Source organism: Staphylococcus sp. HMSC36A10, from assembly GCF_001838845.1.
In the GTDB taxonomy this organism is placed as follows: domain Bacteria; phylum Bacillota; class Bacilli; order Staphylococcales; family Staphylococcaceae; genus Staphylococcus; species Staphylococcus aureus.
Genome location: NZ_KV839122.1, coordinates 161300 through 180412, shown reverse-complemented (window position 1 = coordinate 180412; position 19113 = coordinate 161300). Strand labels below are relative to the sequence as shown.

14 protein-coding genes are annotated in these 19113 nt (G+C 33.6%); all 14 read left to right on the top strand.

The genetic code is table 11. The features are described from left to right. The first annotated feature begins 4 nt into the window (after nt 1–4). Complete coding sequence (locus tag HMPREF3247_RS09970) at nt 5–787, top strand: phosphatidate cytidylyltransferase (RefSeq protein ID WP_000868413.1); 783 nt, start codon at nt 5–7, stop codon at nt 785–787. A 211-nt stretch (nt 788–998) separates the two neighbouring features. After that, nucleotides 999–2285: an RIP metalloprotease RseP gene (gene rseP / locus HMPREF3247_RS09965; protein ID WP_000121122.1), complete on the top strand. Its 1287-nt coding sequence runs from the start codon at nt 999–1001 to the stop codon at nt 2283–2285. Nucleotides 2286–2304: 19 nt separating this feature from the next. Next, nucleotides 2305–4008: a proline--tRNA ligase gene (locus tag HMPREF3247_RS09960; RefSeq protein WP_000814094.1), complete on the top strand. Its 1704-nt coding sequence runs from the start codon at nt 2305–2307 to the stop codon at nt 4006–4008. A gap of 263 nt (nt 4009–4271) precedes the next feature. Next, nucleotides 4272–8582, top strand: a complete 4311-nt coding sequence (locus tag HMPREF3247_RS09955; protein WP_078064478.1) for a PolC-type DNA polymerase III — start codon at nt 4272–4274, stop codon at nt 8580–8582. 289 nt (nt 8583–8871) lie between these two features. Further along, nucleotides 8872–9339 (top strand): ribosome maturation factor RimP, encoded by a 468-nt coding sequence (gene rimP, locus HMPREF3247_RS09950; protein WP_000036631.1) that lies wholly within the window; start codon nt 8872–8874, stop codon nt 9337–9339. Nucleotides 9340–9359: 20 nt separating this feature from the next. Continuing rightward, nucleotides 9360–10535 carry a transcription termination factor NusA gene (nusA, locus tag HMPREF3247_RS09945; protein ID WP_000097457.1) on the top strand — a complete coding sequence of 392 codons (1176 nt, stop codon included), beginning with the start codon at nt 9360–9362 and terminating at the stop codon, nt 10533–10535. 20 nt (nt 10536–10555) lie between these two features. Further along, complete coding sequence (rnpM, locus tag HMPREF3247_RS09940; RefSeq protein ID WP_000727423.1) at nt 10556–10840, top strand: RNase P modulator RnpM; 285 nt, start codon at nt 10556–10558, stop codon at nt 10838–10840. Continuing rightward, a complete protein-coding gene (locus tag HMPREF3247_RS09935) occupies nt 10837–11154 on the top strand; it encodes a YlxQ family RNA-binding protein (RefSeq protein WP_000020853.1) in 318 nt (105 codons plus the stop codon). Before rnpM ends, HMPREF3247_RS09935 begins: the two co-directional genes overlap by 4 nt. A gap of 4 nt (nt 11155–11158) precedes the next feature. After that, nucleotides 11159–13276: a translation initiation factor IF-2 gene (infB, locus tag HMPREF3247_RS09930; protein ID WP_000043632.1), complete on the top strand. Its 2118-nt coding sequence runs from the start codon at nt 11159–11161 to the stop codon at nt 13274–13276. A gap of 385 nt (nt 13277–13661) precedes the next feature. Next, a complete protein-coding gene (rbfA, locus tag HMPREF3247_RS09925; RefSeq protein ID WP_000097322.1) occupies nt 13662–14012 on the top strand; it encodes a 30S ribosome-binding factor RbfA in 351 nt (116 codons plus the stop codon). A 169-nt stretch (nt 14013–14181) separates the two neighbouring features. Further along, nucleotides 14182–15099, top strand: coding sequence for a tRNA pseudouridine(55) synthase TruB (gene truB / locus HMPREF3247_RS09920; RefSeq protein WP_000282305.1), 918 nt, complete (start codon nt 14182–14184; stop codon nt 15097–15099). 14 nt (nt 15100–15113) lie between these two features. Next, on the top strand, nt 15114–16085 hold the full coding sequence (gene ribF / locus HMPREF3247_RS09915; protein ID WP_000864176.1) for a riboflavin biosynthesis protein RibF: 972 nt from the start codon (nt 15114–15116) through the stop codon (nt 16083–16085). Between the two features lie 114 nt (nt 16086–16199). Next, entirely contained in the window at nt 16200–16469 is a 270-nt protein-coding gene (gene rpsO, locus HMPREF3247_RS09910; protein ID WP_001018328.1) for a 30S ribosomal protein S15, read from the top strand. A gap of 367 nt (nt 16470–16836) precedes the next feature. Continuing rightward, nucleotides 16837–18933, top strand: coding sequence for a polyribonucleotide nucleotidyltransferase (pnp, locus tag HMPREF3247_RS09905; protein WP_000076693.1), 2097 nt, complete (start codon nt 16837–16839; stop codon nt 18931–18933). The last annotated feature ends 180 nt before the right edge of the window (nt 18934–19113 follow it).

Genomic DNA, 19113 nt, shown 5'->3' with positions numbered 1-19113 from the left:
TAGTATGAAAGTTAGAACGCTGACAGCTATTATTGCCTTAATCGTATTCTTGCCTATCTTGTTAAAAGGCGGCCTTGTGTTAATGATATTTGCTAATATATTAGCATTGATTGCATTAAAAGAATTGTTGAATATGAATATGATTAAATTTGTTTCAGTTCCTGGTTTAATTAGTGCAGTTGGTCTTATCATCATTATGTTGCCACAACATGCAGGGCCATGGGTACAAGTAATTCAATTAAAAAGTTTAATTGCAATGAGCTTTATTGTATTAAGTTATACTGTCTTATCTAAAAACAGATTTAGTTTTATGGATGCTGCATTTTGCTTAATGTCTGTGGCTTATGTAGGCATTGGTTTTATGTTCTTTTATGAAACGAGATCAGAAGGATTACATTACATATTATATGCCTTTTTAATTGTTTGGCTTACAGATACAGGGGCTTACTTATTTGGTAAAATGATGGGCAAACATAAGCTTTGGCCAGTAATAAGTCCGAATAAGACAATCGAAGGATTCATAGGTGGCTTGTTCTGTAGTTTGATAGTGCCTCTTGCAATGTTATATTTTGTAGATTTCAATATGAATGTATGGATATTACTTGGAGTGACATTGATTTTAAGTTTATTTGGTCAATTAGGTGATTTAGTGGAATCAGGATTTAAGCGTCATTTCGGCGTTAAAGACTCAGGTCGTATACTACCTGGACACGGTGGTATTTTAGACCGATTTGACAGCTTTATGTTTGTGTTACCATTATTAAATATTTTATTAATACAATCTTAATGCTGAGAACAAATCAATAAACGTAAAGAGGAGTTGCTGAGATAATTTAATGAATCTCAGAACTCCTTTTGAAAATTATACGCAATATTAACTTTGAAAATTAGACGTTATATTTTGTGATTTGTCAGTATCATATTATAATGACTTATGTTACGTATACAGCAATCATTTTTAAAATAAAAGAAATTTATAAACAATCGAGGTGTAGCGAGTGAGCTATTTAGTTACAATAATTGCATTTATTATTGTTTTTGGTGTACTAGTAACTGTTCATGAATATGGCCATATGTTTTTTGCGAAAAGAGCAGGCATTATGTGTCCAGAATTTGCGATCGGTATGGGACCGAAAATTTTTAGTTTTAGAAAAAACGAAACACTTTACACTATTAGGTTATTGCCTGTTGGTGGATATGTTCGTATGGCAGGAGATGGCTTAGAAGAGCCGCCAGTCGAGCCCGGTATGAACGTTAAAATTAAACTGAATGAAGAAAATGAAATAACACATATCATATTAGATGATCATCATAAGTTTCAACAAATTGAAGCGATCGAAGTTAAAAAATGTGATTTTAAGGATGACTTATTCATAGAAGGTATCACTGCTTATGATAATGAAAGACATCATTTTAAAATTGCTAGAAAGTCTTTCTTTGTTGAAAATGGTAGCTTAGTTCAAATTGCTCCGAGAGACAGACAATTTGCACATAAAAAGCCATGGCCGAAATTTTTAACATTATTTGCGGGACCGTTATTTAACTTTATATTAGCTTTAGTCCTATTTATTGGTCTTGCATATTATCAAGGTACACCTACGTCTACTGTAGAACAAGTCGCAGATAAGTATCCAGCTCAACAAGCAGGATTACAAAAAGGTGATAAAATTGTTCAAATTGGCAAATATAAAATATCTGAATTTGATGATGTTGATAAGGCGTTAGATAAAGTTAAAGATAATAAGACGACTGTTAAATTTGAACGTGATGGTAAAACGAAGTCAGTTGAATTAACACCTAAAAAGACTGAAAGAAAACTGACTAAAGTAAGTTCAGAGACGAAGTATGTTCTCGGATTCCAACCAGCGAGTGAACGTACGCTCTTCAAACCAATTGTATATGGATTTGAAAGCTTTTTGAAAGGTAGTACACTAATTTTTACAGCTGTAGTAGGTATGTTGGCTAGTATATTTACGGGCGGATTCTCATTTGATATGTTAAATGGTCCGGTTGGTATTTATCATAACGTAGACTCAGTTGTTAAAGCGGGTATCATTAGCTTAATTGGTTACACTGCGTTATTAAGTGTAAACTTAGGTATTATGAATTTAATTCCTATTCCTGCACTAGACGGTGGTCGTATTTTATTTGTTATATATGAAGCGATTTTCAGAAAACCAGTTAATAAAAAAGCGGAAACAACGATTATTGCTATTGGTGCCATTTTCATGGTCGTTATTATGATATTAGTAACGTGGAATGATATTCGACGATATTTCTTATAATTTAGGAGGATAAATAATTATGAAGCAATCCAAAGTTTTTATACCAACGATGCGTGACGTGCCATCAGAAGCAGAAGCACAAAGTCATCGTTTATTATTGAAATCGGGTTTGATAAAACAAAGTACAAGTGGGATTTATAGTTATTTACCGCTAGCAACACGTGTGTTAAATAATATTACTGCAATTGTGCGACAAGAAATGGAACGTATCGATTCTGTTGAAATTTTAATGCCAGCGTTACAACAAGCTGAATTATGGGAAGAATCAGGACGTTGGGGTGCATATGGCCCAGAATTAATGCGTTTACAAGATAGACATGGAAGACAATTTGCATTAGGTCCAACACATGAAGAATTAGTTACATCAATAGTAAGAAATGAATTGAAATCATACAAACAATTACCGATGACATTATTCCAAATTCAATCTAAATTCCGTGATGAAAAGAGACCACGTTTTGGTTTACTTCGTGGGCGTGAATTTATTATGAAAGATGCGTATTCATTCCATGCTGACGAGGCATCATTAGATCAAACGTATCAAGATATGTATCAAGCGTATAGCCGTATTTTTGAGAGAGTTGGCATTAATGCTAGACCAGTTGTAGCAGATTCAGGTGCTATAGGCGGTAGCCATACACATGAATTTATGGCATTAAGTGCTATCGGTGAGGATACAATTGTTTACAGTAAAGAAAGTGACTATGCTGCTAATATCGAAAAAGCAGAAGTCGTTTACGAACCAAATCATAAGCATTCTACTGTGCAACCTTTAGAAAAAATTGAAACACCAAATGTTAAGACTGCGCAAGAATTGGCAGACTTCTTAGGTAGACCAGTAGATGAAATCGTTAAAACGATGATTTTCAAAGTTGATGGCGAATATATTATGGTTTTAGTGCGTGGCCATCATGAAATTAATGACATTAAATTAAAATCTTATTTCGGCACAGATAATATTGAATTAGCAACACAAGACGAAATTGTTAATTTAGTTGGTGCAAATCCGGGTTCACTAGGTCCTGTTATTGATAAAGAAATCAAAATTTATGCAGATAATTTTGTGCAAGATTTAAATAATTTAGTTGTCGGTGCTAACGAAGATGGCTATCACTTAATTAATGTAAATGTAGGCAGAGACTTCAACGTTGATGAATATGGCGATTTCCGTTTTATTTTAGAAGGCGAGAAGTTAAGTGATGGTTCAGGCGTTGCACATTTTGCTGAAGGTATTGAAGTTGGTCAAGTATTCAAATTGGGTACTAAGTATTCAGAATCAATGAATGCTACATTCTTAGATAACCAAGGAAAAGCCCAACCTTTAATTATGGGTTGTTACGGTATTGGAATTTCTAGAACGCTGAGTGCGATTGTTGAACAAAATCACGATGATAATGGAATTGTTTGGCCTAAATCAGTTACTCCATTTGATTTACATTTAATTTCTATTAATCCTAAGAAAGATGATCAACGAGAACTAGCGGATGCACTATATGCTGAATTTAATACTAAATTTGATGTGTTGTACGATGATCGTCAGGAACGTGCGGGTGTCAAATTTAATGATGCCGATTTAATTGGTTTACCACTGCGAATTGTTGTTGGTAAACGTGCATCGGAAGGTATTGTAGAAGTTAAAGAACGTTTAACAGGTGATAGCGAAGAAGTTCACATTGATGACTTAATGACTGTCATTACAAATAAATATGATAACTTAAAATAATTAAGATCGAATGAATTATAAGAGTAGGAAAAAGCTGAAAGAAATCAGATGCTTATGTCCTGCTCTTATTATTTTTGATATAATGATTATTCGATGAAAAATGACTGAAGACATAGTATAATTAAAGACAAATTTGTTTTAACAATATTATGATTAGCCAAATATAAAGCATTTAATTTTCTATCATTAATATGCCTACATAATCTAAATATTGTTCGAACACGTAAAAGTAATTTCTATTTAAGGTGGTAATTGTCTTGGCAATGACAGAGCAACAAAAATTTAAAGTGCTTGCTGATCAAATTAAAATTTCAAATCAATTAGATGCTGAAATTTTAAATTCAGGTGAACTGACACGTATAGATGTTTCTAACAAAAACAGAACATGGGAATTTCATATTACATTACCACAATTCTTAGCTCATGAAGATTATTTATTATTTCTACATGCAATAGAGCAAGAGTTTAAAGATATCGCTAACGTTACATGTCGTTTTACGGTAACAAATGGCACGAATCAAGATGAACATGCAATTAAATACTTTGGGCACTGTATTGACCAAACAGCTTTATCTCCAAAAGTTAAAGGTCAATTGAAACAGAAAAAGCTTATTATGTCTGGAAAAGTATTAAAAGTAATGGTATCAAATGACATTGAACGTAATCATTTTGATAAGGCATGTAATGGAAGTCTTATCAAAGCGTTTAGAAATTGTGGTTTTGATATCGATAAAATCATATTCGAAACAAATGATAATGATCAAGAACAAAACTTAGCTTCTTTAGAAGCACATATTCAAGAAGAAGACGAACAAAGTGCACGATTGGCAACAGAGAAACTTGAAAAAATGAAAGCTGAAAAAGCGAAACAACAAGATAACAACGAAAGTGCTGTCGATAAGTGTCAAATTGGTAAGCCGATTCAAATTGAAAATATTAAACCAATTGAATCTATTATTGAGGAAGAGTTTAAAGTTGCAATAGAGGGTGTCATTTTTGATATAAACTTAAAAGAACTTAAAAGTGGTCGTCATATCGTAGAAATTAAAGTGACTGACTATACGGACTCATTAGTTTTAAAAATGTTTACTCGTAAAAACAAAGATGATTTAGAACATTTTAAAGCGCTAAGTGTAGGTAAATGGGTTAGGGCTCAAGGTCGTATTGAAGAAGATACATTTATTAGAGATTTAGTTATGATGATGTCTGATATTGAAGAGATTAAAAAAGCGACAAAAAAAGATAAGGCTGAAGAAAAGCGTGTAGAATTCCACTTGCATACTGCAATGAGCCAAATGGATGGTATACCCAATATTGGTGCGTATGTTAAACAGGCAGCAGACTGGGGACATCCAGCCATTGCGGTTACAGACCATAATGTTGTGCAAGCATTTCCAGATGCTCACGCAGCAGCGGAAAAACATGGCATTAAAATGATATACGGTATGGAAGGTATGTTAGTTGATGATGGTGTTCCGATTGCATACAAACCACAAGATGTCGTATTAAAAGATGCTACTTATGTTGTGTTCGACGTTGAGACAACTGGTTTATCAAATCAGTATGATAAAATCATCGAGCTTGCAGCTGTGAAAGTTCATAACGGTGAAATCATCGATAAGTTTGAAAGGTTTAGTAATCCGCATGAACGATTATCGGAAACGATTATCAATTTGACGCATATTACTGATGATATGTTAGTAGATGCCCCTGAGATTGAAGAAGTACTTACAGAGTTTAAAGAATGGGTTGGCGATGCGATATTCGTAGCGCATAATGCTTCGTTTGATATGGGCTTTATCGATACGGGATATGAACGTCTTGGGTTTGGACCATCAACGAATGGTGTTATCGATACTTTAGAATTATCTCGTACGATTAATACTGAATATGGTAAACATGGTTTGAATTTCTTAGCTAAAAAATATGGCGTAGAATTAACGCAACATCACCGTGCCATTTATGATACAGAAGCAACAGCTTACATTTTCATAAAAATGGTTCAACAAATGAAAGAATTAGGCGTATTAAATCATAACGAAATCAACAAAAAACTCAGTAATGAAGATGCATATAAACGTGCAAGACCTAGTCATGTCACATTAATTGTACAAAACCAACAAGGTCTTAAAAATCTATTTAAAATTGTAAGTGCATCATTGGTGAAGTATTTCTACCGTACACCTCGAATTCCACGTTCATTGTTAGATGAATACCGTGAGGGATTATTGGTAGGTACAGCGTGTGATGAAGGTGAATTATTTACGGCAGTTATGCAGAAGGACCAGAGCCAAGTTGAAAAAATTGCCAAATATTATGATTTTATTGAAATTCAACCACCGGCACTTTATCAAGATTTAATTGATAGAGAGCTTATTAGAGATACTGAAACATTACATGAAATTTATCAACGTTTAATACATGCAGGTGACACAGCGGGTATACCTGTTATTGCGACAGGAAATGCACACTATTTGTTTGAACATGATGGTATCGCACGTAAAATTTTAATAGCATCACAACCCGGCAATCCACTTAATCGCTCAACTTTACCGGAAGCACATTTTAGAACTACAGATGAAATGTTAAACGAGTTTCATTTTTTAGGTGAAGAAAAAGCGCATGAAATTGTTGTGAAAAATACAAACGAATTAGCAGATCGAATTGAACGTGTTGTTCCTATTAAAGATGAATTATACACACCGCGTATGGAAGGTGCTAACGAAGAAATTAGAGAACTAAGTTATGCAAATGCGCGTAAACTGTATGGTGAAGACCTGCCTCAAATCGTAATTGATCGATTAGAAAAAGAATTAAAAAGTATTATCGGTAATGGATTTGCGGTAATTTACTTAATTTCGCAACGTTTAGTTAAAAAATCATTAGATGATGGATACTTAGTTGGTTCCCGTGGTTCAGTAGGTTCTAGTTTTGTAGCGACAATGACTGAGATTACTGAAGTAAACCCGTTACCGCCACACTATATTTGTCCGAACTGTAAAACGAGTGAATTTTTCAATGATGGTTCAGTAGGATCAGGATTCGATTTACCTGATAAGACGTGTGAAACTTGTGGAGCGCCACTTATTAAAGAAGGACAAGATATTCCGTTTGAAACATTTTTAGGATTTAAGGGAGATAAAGTTCCTGATATCGACTTAAACTTTAGTGGTGAATATCAACCGAATGCCCATAACTACACAAAAGTATTATTTGGTGAGGATAAAGTATTCCGTGCAGGTACAATTGGTACTGTTGCTGAAAAGACTGCTTTTGGTTATGTTAAAGGTTATTTGAATGATCAAGGCATCCACAAAAGAGGTGCTGAAATAGATCGACTCGTTAAAGGATGTACAGGTGTTAAACGTACAACTGGACAGCATCCAGGGGGTATTATTGTAGTACCTGATTACATGGATATTTATGATTTTACGCCGATACAATATCCTGCCGATGATCAAAATTCAGCATGGATGACGACACATTTTGATTTCCATTCTATTCATGATAATGTATTAAAACTTGATATACTTGGACACGATGATCCAACAATGATTCGTATGCTTCAAGATTTATCGGGCATTGATCCAAAAACGATACCTGTAGATGACAAAGAAGTCATGCAAATATTTAGTACACCTGAAAGTTTAGGTGTTACTGAAGATGAAATTTTATGTAAAACAGGTACGTTTGGGGTTCCAGAATTCGGTACAGGGTTCGTGCGTCAAATGTTAGAAGATACAAAGCCAACAACATTTTCTGAATTAGTTCAAATCTCAGGATTATCTCATGGTACAGATGTGTGGTTAGGCAATGCTCAAGAATTAATTAAAACCGGTATATGTGATTTATCAAGTGTAATTGGTTGTCGTGATGATATCATGGTTTATTTAATGTATGCTGGTTTAGAACCATCAATGGCTTTTAAAATAATGGAGTCAGTACGTAAAGGTAAAGGTTTAACTGAAGAAATGATTGAAACGATGAAAGAAAATGAAGTGCCGGATTGGTATTTAGATTCATGTCTTAAAATTAAGTACATGTTCCCTAAAGCCCATGCAGCAGCATACGTTTTAATGGCAGTACGTATCGCATATTTCAAAGTACATCATCCACTTTATTACTATGCATCTTACTTTACAATTCGTGCGTCAGACTTTGATTTAATCACGATGATTAAAGATAAAACAAGCATTCGAAATACTGTAAAAGACATGTATTCTCGCTATATGGATCTAGGTAAAAAAGAAAAAGACGTATTAACAGTCTTGGAAATTATGAATGAAATGGCGCATCGAGGTTATCGCATGCAACCGATTAGTTTAGAAAAGAGTCAGGCGTTCGAATTTATCATTGAAGGCGATACACTTATTCCGCCGTTCATATCAGTGCCTGGGCTTGGCGAAAACGTTGCGAAACGAATTGTTGAAGCTCGTGACGATGGCCCATTTTTATCAAAAGAAGATTTAAACAAAAAAGCTGGATTATCTCAGAAAATTATTGAGTATTTAGATGAGTTAGGCTCATTACCGAATTTACCAGATAAAGCTCAACTTTCGATATTTGATATGTAAAATGAAATAATCAAGGTATTTATTTAATGCGTATGGCGTAGTTAAAGAAATACAAAATTGTTGCTGGACATAAAATTATGCCTGTATTTCTTTTCAACGTCTTACGAGTCTATTCGAATGTAATGGTGAAATAAATGAACAAACTTTTACAAGAATCTCTGATTAATAGTGAAGTCATTTGTTTCAAGCATAAACTTATGCTATAATTAAGTTGCTTAAAAATTAGTGAACTCAGGCAGAAGAGTGGGAGATTCCCGCTCTTTTCTATTTGCCAAAAAGGGAGGCCTGTATGAGTAAAATTACAGAACAAGTAGAAGTGATTGTTAAACCAATTATGGAAGACTTGAATTTTGAACTTGTAGACGTTGAATATGTCAAAGAGGGTAGAGATCATTTTCTTAGAATCTCTATTGATAAAGAAGGTGGCGTAGATTTAAATGATTGTACGCTAGCTTCTGAAAAAATAAGTGAAGCTATGGATGCAAATGATCCTATTCCTGAAATGTATTATTTAGACGTAGCGTCACCTGGTGCAGAACGTCCAATTAAAAAAGAACAAGATTTCCAAAATGCAATAACTAAACCTGTATTTGTTTCTTTATATGTACCAATTGAAGGTGAAAAGGAATGGTTAGGCATTTTACAAGAAGTCAATAATGAAACAATTGTAGTACAAGTTAAAATCAAAGCAAGAACGAAAGATATAGAGATACCGAGAGACAAAATAGCAAAAGCACGTCACGCAGTTATGATTTAACGTGATGAGGAGGAAAAAACGTGTCAAGTAATGAATTATTATTAGCTACTGAGTATTTAGAAAAAGAAAAGAAGATTCCTAGAGCAGTATTAATTGATGCTATTGAAGCAGCTTTAATTACTGCATACAAAAAGAATTATGATAGTGCAAGAAATGTCCGTGTGGAATTAAATATGGATCAAGGTACTTTCAAAGTTATCGCTCGTAAAGATGTTGTTGAAGAAGTATTTGACGACAGAGATGAAGTGGATTTAAGTACAGCGCTTGTTAAAAACCCTGCATATGAAATTGGTGATATATACGAAGAAGATGTAACACCTAAAGATTTTGGTCGTGTAGGTGCTCAAGCAGCGAAACAAGCAGTAATGCAACGTCTTCGTGATGCTGAACGTGAAATTTTATTTGAAGAATTTATAGACAAAGAAGAAGACATACTTACTGGAATTATTGACCGTGTTGACCATCGTTATGTATATGTGAACTTAGGTCGTATCGAAGCTGTTTTATCTGAAGCAGAAAGAAGTCCTAACGAAAAATATATTCCTAACGAACGTATCAAAGTATATGTTAACAAAGTGGAACAAACGACAAAAGGTCCTCAAATCTATGTTTCTCGTAGCCATCCAGGTTTATTAAAACGTTTATTTGAACAAGAAGTTCCAGAAATTTACGATGGTACTGTAATTGTTAAATCAGTAGCACGTGAAGCTGGCGATCGCTCTAAAATTAGTGTCTTCTCTGAAAACAATGATATAGATGCTGTTGGTGCATGTGTTGGTGCCAAAGGCGCACGTGTTGAAGCTGTTGTTGAAGAGCTAGGTGGCGAAAAAATCGACATCGTTCAATGGAATGAAGATCCAAAAGTATTTGTAAAAAATGCTTTAAGCCCTTCTCAAGTTTTAGAAGTTATTGTTGATGAAACAAATCAATCTACAATAGTTGTTGTTCCTGATTATCAATTGTCATTAGCGATTGGTAAAAGAGGACAAAACGCACGTCTAGCTGCTAAATTAACCGGCTGGAAAATTGATATTAAATCAGAAACAGATGCGCGCGAAGCGGGTATCTATCCAGTAGTTGAAGCTGAAAAAGTAACTGAAGAAGATGTTGCTTTAGAAGATGCTGACACAACAGAATCAACCGAAGAGGTAAATGATGTTTCAGTTGAAACAAATGTAGAGAAAGAATCTGAATAATAGGTTGGAGTGAAGTATCTATGAAAAAGAAAAAAATTCCGATGCGAAAATGTATTCTTTCAAATGAAATGCATCCCAAAAAAGATATGATTCGTGTTGTTGTTAATAAAGAAGGCGAAATCTTTGCGGATGTTACTGGAAAGAAACAAGGCCGTGGCGCATATGTTTCTAAAGATGTTGCTATGGTTGAAAAAGCACAACAAAAAGAAATTTTAGAAAAATATTTTAAAGCATCTAAAGAGCAATTGGATCCTGTTTATAAAGAAATTATTAGATTAATTTATAGAGAAGAGATCCCAAAATGAGTATAGATCAAATATTAAACTTTTTAGGATTAGCAATGAGAGCTGGTAAAGTAAAAACAGGTGAATCAGTCATTGTTAATGAGATAAAAAAAGGAAATTTAAAGCTCGTTATTGTTGCAAATGATGCGTCTGATAATACAGCTAAATTAATTACAGATAAATGTAAGAGTTACAAAGTTCCATTCAGAAAGTTTGGAAATCGAAATGAATTGGGAATAGCACTTGGAAAAGGTGAGCGTGTTAATGTAGGGATTACTGACCCAGGCTTTGCTAAAAAGTTGCTATCAATGATAGATGAATATCATAAGGAGTGATTATATGAGTAAACAAAGAATTTACGAATATGCGAAAGAATTAAATCTAAAGAGTAAAGAGATTATAGATGAGTTAAAAAGCATGAATATTGAGGTTTCAAATCATATGCAAGCTTTGGAAGATGACCAAATTAAAGCATTAGATAAAAAGTTCAAAAAAGAACAAAAGAACGACAATAAACAAAGCACTCAAAATAATCACCAAAAATCAAACAATCAAAACCAAAATAAAGGGCAACAAAAAGATAACAAAAAGAATCAACAACAAAATAATAAAGGCAACAAAGGCAATAAAAAGAATAATAGAAATAATAAGAAAAATAACAAGAATAATAAACCACAAAATCAACCAGCTGCTCCAAAAGAAATACCATCAAAAGTGACATATCAAGAAGGTATTACAGTAGGCGAATTTGCGGATAAATTAAATGTTGAATCATCAGAAATTATCAAAAAATTATTCTTACTTGGTATTGTTGCTAATATCAATCAATCATTAAATCAAGAAACAATCGAATTAATTGCCGATGATTATGGCGTTGAGGTTGAAGAGGAAGTTGTGATTAATGAAGAAGATTTATCAATCTACTTCGAAGACGAAAAAGATGATCCAGAAGCAATTGAGAGACCAGCAGTTGTAACAATTATGGGACATGTTGACCATGGTAAAACTACTTTATTAGATTCAATTCGTCATACAAAAGTTACAGCAGGTGAAGCAGGTGGAATCACTCAACATATTGGTGCATATCAAATTGAAAACGATGGCAAAAAAATCACTTTCTTAGATACACCGGGACATGCTGCATTTACAACGATGCGTGCGCGTGGTGCACAAGTAACAGATATTACAATTTTAGTAGTAGCAGCTGACGATGGTGTTATGCCACAAACAATTGAAGCAATTAACCATGCTAAAGAAGCAGAAGTACCAATTATTGTTGCAGTAAATAAAATTGATAAACCAACTTCAAATCCTGATCGAGTTATGCAAGAATTAACTGAATATGGTTTAATTCCTGAAGATTGGGGTGGCGAAACAATTTTCGTTCCACTTTCTGCATTAAGTGGTGATGGTATCGACGATTTATTAGAAATGATAGGATTAGTTGCAGAAGTTCAAGAACTTAAAGCAAATCCTAAAAACCGTGCTGTTGGTACAGTTATCGAAGCTGAATTAGATAAATCACGTGGTCCTTCTGCATCATTATTAGTACAAAACGGTACATTAAATGTTGGGGATGCGATTGTAGTTGGTAATACTTACGGCCGTATTCGTGCAATGGTTAATGACTTAGGTCAAAGAATCAAAATGGCTGGTCCATCAACGCCTGTTGAAATTACAGGTATTAATGATGTGCCACAAGCTGGGGATCGCTTTGTTGTATTTAGTGATGAAAAACAAGCTCGTCGTATTGGTGAATCAAGACACGAAGCTAGCATTGTTCAACAACGTCAAGAAAGTAAAAATGTTTCATTAGATAACCTGTTTGAACAAATGAAACAAGGTGAAATGAAAGATTTAAACGTTATTATTAAAGGTGATGTTCAAGGTTCTGTTGAAGCTTTAGCTGCATCATTAATGAAAATTGATGTTGAAGGCGTAAATGTTCGTATCATTCATACAGCGGTTGGTGCAATTAATGAGTCAGACGTGACACTTGCTAATGCCTCAAATGGTATTATCATTGGTTTCAATGTTCGTCCAGACAGTGGTGCAAAACGTGCTGCAGAAGCTGAAAATGTTGATATGCGTTTACACAGAGTTATTTATAATGTTATCGAAGAAATTGAATCAGCGATGAAAGGTTTACTTGATCCAGAATTTGAAGAACAAGTTATCGGACAAGCTGAAGTTCGTCAAACATTCAAAGTTTCTAAAGTTGGTACTATTGCTGGATGTTATGTTACTGAAGGTAAAATTACGCGAAATGCTGGTGTACGTATTATTCGTGATGGTATTGTTCAATATGAAGGCGAATTAGATACACTTAAACGTTTCAAAGATGATGCTAAGGAAGTTGCAAAAGGTTATGAATGTGGTATTACAATTGAAAACTACAATGACCTTAAAGAAGGCGATGTTATCGAAGCATTTGAAATGGTTGAAATTAAGCGTTAATTAAATAAATTACAAGCTAAAAGTATAGTTAAGATTGATATGCTCCCTATAAATATTGCACTTTTTAAGTGTCTACTTTATAGGGAGCATATTTGATACTAGCTTTTGGTTTTTTATTAGAATAGATTACCTATTAAAAGTTACGTTATATGGACATGATTTTGTATAAAATTTTGTGGTGGCCTAGAATGATTTTTAATGACAAAATATAATGTCGACTATTATTGGAAAATTTTCTGTTGAAATGCCTATCTTACGGCAAACTTTATTTGATTTTATAGGCTTAATTTATTAAAATAACGTGTGAGCTAAAATAATTGTTTAAGCATTGTTACACTAAAAAATGCAAATAACAATTGAACTTAAAGATAAAGAGGTGACAAGAATGAGCAGTATGAGAGCAGAGCGTGTTGGTGAACAAATGAAGAAGGAATTAATGGATATCATCAACAATAAAGTCAAAGATCCTCGAGTTGGTTTTATTACAATTACAGATGTTGTTTTAACAAATGATTTATCGCAGGCTAAAGTATTTTTAACTGTATTAGGTAACGATAAAGAAGTAGAAAATACATTTAAAGCACTTGATAAAGCAAAAGGCTTCATTAAGTCTGAATTAGGTTCTAGAATGCGATTACGTATTATGCCGGAATTAATGTATGAATATGATCAATCAATCGAATATGGTAATAAAATTGAACGAATGATTCAAGATTTACACAAACAAGATAGATAATTTAGTGTTAGGTATCTGGAAAATGTTTGATAATTTCTTAATATCGGTATATTAACATTAAACAGTTAATACATAGATGTGTAGAAATAGTTAACATTTTCCAGTTTTTTTATGAATAAATTCAGTTGATACGCTATTAAAATATATTTTAAAAAAAGAAGGTGACTATATGTATAATGGGATATTACCAGTATATAAAGAGCGCGGTTTAACAAGTCATGACGTTGTATTCAAATTGCGTAAAATATTAAAAACTAAAAAAATAGGTCACACGGGTACGCTTGATCCCGAAGTTGCAGGCGTGTTACCGGTATGTATAGGTAATGCAACGAGAGTTAGTGATTATGTTATGGATATGGGCAAAGCTTATGAAGCAACTGTATCGATAGGAAGAAGTACAACGACTGAAGATCAAACGGGTGATACATTGGAAACAAAAGGTGTACACTCAGCAGATTTTAATAAGGACGATATTGACCGATTGTTAGAAAGTTTTAAAGGTATCATTGAACAAATTCCGCCGATGTACTCATCCGTCAAAGTAAATGGTAAAAAATTATATGAATATGCGCGTAATAATGAAACAGTTGAAAGACCAAAGCGTAAAGTTAATATTAAAGACATTGGGCGTATATCTGAATTAGATTTTAAAGAAAATGAGTGTCATTTTAAAATACGCGTCATCTGTGGTAAAGGTACATATATTAGAACGCTAGCAACTGATATTGGTGTGAAATTAGGCTTTCCGGCACATATGTCGAAATTAACACGAATCGAGTCTGGTGGATTTGTGTTGAAAGATAGCCTTACATTAGAACAAATAAAAGAACTTCATGAGCAGGATTCATTGCAAAATAAATTGTTTCCTTTAGAATATGGATTAAAGGGTTTGCCAAGCATTAAAATTAAAGATTCGCACATAAAAAAACGTATTTTAAATGGGCAGAAATTTAATAAAAATGAATTTGATAACAAAATTAAAGACCAAATTGTATTTATTGATGATGATTCAGAAAAAGTATTAGCAATTTATATGGTACACCCTACAAAAGAATCAGAAATTAAACCTAAAAAAGTCTTTAATTAAAGGAGATAGAATTTATGAAAGTCATAGAAGTGACACATCCTATACAATCAAAACAGTATATTACAGAGGATGTTGCAATGGCATTCGGATTTTTCGATGGCATGCATAAAGGTCATGACAAAGTCTTTGATATATTAAACGAAATAGCTGAGGCACGCAGTTTAAAAAAAGCGGTGATGACATTTGATCCGCATCCGTCTGTCGTGTTGAATCCTAAAAGAAAACGAACAACGTATTTAACGCCACTTTCAGATAAAATCGAAAAAATTAGCCAACATGATATTGATTATTGTATAGTGGTTAATTTTTCATCTAGGTTTGCTAATGTGAGCGCAGAAGATTTTGTTGAAAATTATATAATTAAAAATAATGTAAAAGAAGTCATTGCTGGTTTTGATTTTACTTTTGGTAAATTTGGAAAAGGTAATATGACTGTACTTCAAGAATATGATGCGTTTAATACGACAATTGTGAGTAAACAAGAAATTGAAAATGAAAAAATTTCTACAACTTCTATTCGTCAAGATTTAATCAATGGTGAGTTGCAAAAAGCGAATGATGCTTTAGGCTATATATATTCTATTAAAGGCACTGTAGTGCAAGGTGAAAAAAGGGGAAGAACTATTGGCTTCCCAACAGCTAACATTCAACCTAGTGATGATTATTTGTTACCTCGTAAAGGTGTTTATGCTGTTAGTATTGAAATCGGCACTGAAAATAAATTATATCGAGGGGTAGCTAACATAGGTGTAAAGCCAACATTTCATGATCCTAACAAAGCAGAAGTTGTCATCGAAGTGAATATCTTTGACTTTGAGGATAATATTTATGGTGAACGAGTGACCGTGAATTGGCATCATTTCTTACGTCCTGAGATTAAATTTGATGGTATCGACCCATTAGTTAAACAAATGAACGATGATAAATCGCGTGCTAAATATTTATTAGCAGTTGATTTTGGTGATGAAGTAGCTTATAATATCTAGAGTTGCGTATAGTTATATAAACAATCTATACCACACCTTTTTCTTAGTAGGTCGAATCTCCAACGCCTAACTCGGATTAAGGAGTATTCAAACATTTTAAGGAGGAAATTGATTATGGCAATTTCACAAGAACGTAAAAACGAAATCATTAAAGAATACCGTGTACACGAAACTGATACTGGTTCACCAGAAGTACAAATCGCTGTACTTACTGCAGAAATCAACGCAGTAAACGAACACTTACGTACACACAAAAAAGACCACCATTCACGTCGTGGATTATTAAAAATGGTAGGTCGTCGTAGACATTTATTAAACTACTTACGTAGTAAAGATATTCAACGTTACCGTGAATTAATTAAATCACTTGGTATCCGTCGTTAATCTTAATATAACGTCTTTGAGGTTGGGGCATATTTATGTTCCAACCTTAATTTATATTAAAAAAGCTTTTTACAAATATTAACATTTATTATATGTTAAGCTAATATTGAGTGAATAATAAGGTTACAATGAGATAAATATGATATAAGTACACCTAGAGTAATAATCAAGATATTAAAAATAAAGTATGTTTTAAAAAAATATAACTTATATTTATACTGATAAGGGTGGGACGATAAGTCTATTTTGTAAATAATAGATGGATATCCCGCTCTCTTTTTTTCCAATTCAATATTTTATAACTAATATTAAAATACGATAATAAATGATATGATATAACTATTAGATTCAAGAGAGGAGATTTATAATGTCTCAAGAAAAGAAAGTTTTTAAAACTGAATGGGCAGGAAGATCTTTAACGATTGAAACAGGGCAATTAGCTAAACAAGCAAATGGCGCTGTATTGGTTCGTTATGGAGATACAGTCGTGTTATCGACGGCAACTGCATCAAAAGAACCTCGTGATGGAGATTTCTTCCCATTAACAGTGAACTATGAAGAAAAAATGTACGCTGCGGGTAAAATTCCTGGTGGATTTAAAAAGAGAGAAGGACGTCCTGGTGACGATGCAACATTAACTGCGCGATTAATTGATAGACCAATTAGACCTTTATTCCCTAAAGGATATAAGCATGATGTTCAAATTATGAACATGGTATTAAGTGCAGATCCTGATTGTTCACCACAAATGGCTGCAATGATTGGTTCATCTATGGCGCTTAGTGTGTCGGATATTCCATTCCAAGGGCCAATCGCCGGTGTAAATGTGGGTTATATTGACGGTAAATATATCATTAACCCAACAGTAGAAGAAAAAGAAGTTTCTCGCTTAGACCTTGAAGTAGCTGGTCATAAAGATGCAGTAAACATGGTAGAGGCAGGCGCTAGTGAGATTACTGAACAAGAAATGTTAGAGGCGATTTTCTTTGGTCATGAAGAGATTCAACGTTTAGTTGATTTCCAACAACAAATCGTCGACCACATTCAACCTGTTAAACAAGAATTTATTCCAGTAGAGCGTGATGAAGCGCTAGTTGAACGTGTAAAATCTTTAACCGAAGAAAAGGGACTTAAAGAAACAGTTTTAACATTTGATAAACAACAACGAGATGAAAATCTTGATAACTTAAAAGAAGAAATCGTCAATGAATTTATCGATGAAGAAGATCCAGAAAATGAATTACTTATTAAAGAAGTTTATGCAATTTTAAATGAATTAGTGAAAGAAGAAGTTCGACGTTTAATTGCAGATGAAAAAATTAGACCAGACGGCCGTAAACCTGATGAAATCCGTCCATTAGATTCTGAAGTTGGTATTTTACCTAGAACGCATGGTTCAGGTCTATTTACACGTGGTCAGACTCAAGCACTTTCAGTTTTAACATTAGGTGCTTTAGGCGATTATCAATTAATTGATGGTTTAGGACCTGAAGAAGAAAAAAGATTCATGCATCATTACAACTTCCCGAATTTTTCAGTAGGTGAAACTGGTCCAGTACGTGCGCCAGGTCGTCGTGAAATTGGACATGGTGCGTTAGGTGAAAGAGCATTAAAATATATTATTCCTGATACTGCTGATTTCCCATATACAATTCGTATTGTAAGTGAGGTACTTGAATCAAATGGTTCATCATCTCAAGCGTCAATTTGTGGATCAACATTAGCATTAATGGATGCGGGCGTACCGATTAAAGCACCAGTTGCTGGTATTGCTATGGGCCTTGTTACACGTGAAGATAGCTATACGATTTTAACTGATATCCAAGGTATGGAAGATGCATTAGGTGATATGGACTTTAAAGTCGCTGGTACTAAAGAAGGTATTACAGCAATCCAAATGGATATTAAAATTGACGGTTTAACGCGTGAAATTATCGAAGAGGCTCTAGAACAAGCGAGACGTGGTCGTTTAGAAATAATGAATCATATGTTACAAACAATTGATCAACCACGTACTGAATTAAGTGCTTACGCGCCAAAAGTTGTAACTATGACAATTAAACCAGATAAGATTAGAGATGTTATCGGACCTGGTGGTAAAAAAATTAACGAAATTATTGATGAAACAGGCGTTAAATTAGATATTGAACAAGATGGTACTATCTTTATTGGTGCCGTTGATCAAGCTATGATAAATCGCGCTCGTGAAATCATTGAGGAAATTACACGTGAAGCGGAAGTAGGTCAAACTTATCAAGCCACTGTTAAACGTATTGAAAAATACGGTGCGTTTGTAGGCCTATTCCCGGGTAAAGATGCGTTGCTTCACATTTCACAAATTTCAAAAAATAGAATTGAAAAAGTGGAAGATGTATTAAAAATCGGTGACACAATTGAAGTTAAGATTACTGAAATTGATAAACAAGGTCGAGTAAATGCTTCACACAGAGCATTAGAAGAATAATATTTAAAGTCATATGACGACAATGTATCGTCATGTGATTTTTTTATGCCATTTTTTACGAAGTGATCCAATTTGAATTTGTTGTATTGAACATTTTAAAACGCTTTATTATTTTGTGTGCAACTGTTAATTATCCTGTATGTATAGTGATTAATAGTGTACATCAAGTGTTTTTTAACT

Excerpts from the sequence above, each read along its gene's own strand:
- HMPREF3247_RS09970 (WP_000868413.1), top strand. The coding sequence starts at position 5 with ATGAAAGTTAGAACGCTGACAGCTATTATTGCCTTAATCGTATTCTTG.
- HMPREF3247_RS09960 (WP_000814094.1), top strand. The coding sequence starts at position 2,305 with ATGAAGCAATCCAAAGTTTTTATACCAACGATGCGTGACGTGCCATCA.
- HMPREF3247_RS09955 (WP_078064478.1), top strand. The coding sequence starts at position 4,272 with ATGACAGAGCAACAAAAATTTAAAGTGCTTGCTGATCAAATTAAAATT.
- rimP (WP_000036631.1), top strand. The coding sequence starts at position 8,872 with ATGAGTAAAATTACAGAACAAGTAGAAGTGATTGTTAAACCAATTATG.
- rnpM (WP_000727423.1), top strand. The coding sequence starts at position 10,556 with ATGAAAAAGAAAAAAATTCCGATGCGAAAATGTATTCTTTCAAATGAA.
- HMPREF3247_RS09935 (WP_000020853.1), top strand. The coding sequence starts at position 10,837 with ATGAGTATAGATCAAATATTAAACTTTTTAGGATTAGCAATGAGAGCT.
- infB (WP_000043632.1), top strand. The coding sequence starts at position 11,159 with ATGAGTAAACAAAGAATTTACGAATATGCGAAAGAATTAAATCTAAAG.
- rbfA (WP_000097322.1), top strand. The coding sequence starts at position 13,662 with ATGAGCAGTATGAGAGCAGAGCGTGTTGGTGAACAAATGAAGAAGGAA.
- truB (WP_000282305.1), top strand. The coding sequence starts at position 14,182 with ATGTATAATGGGATATTACCAGTATATAAAGAGCGCGGTTTAACAAGT.
- ribF (WP_000864176.1), top strand. The coding sequence starts at position 15,114 with ATGAAAGTCATAGAAGTGACACATCCTATACAATCAAAACAGTATATT.
- rpsO (WP_001018328.1), top strand. The coding sequence starts at position 16,200 with ATGGCAATTTCACAAGAACGTAAAAACGAAATCATTAAAGAATACCGT.
- pnp (WP_000076693.1), top strand. The coding sequence starts at position 16,837 with ATGTCTCAAGAAAAGAAAGTTTTTAAAACTGAATGGGCAGGAAGATCT.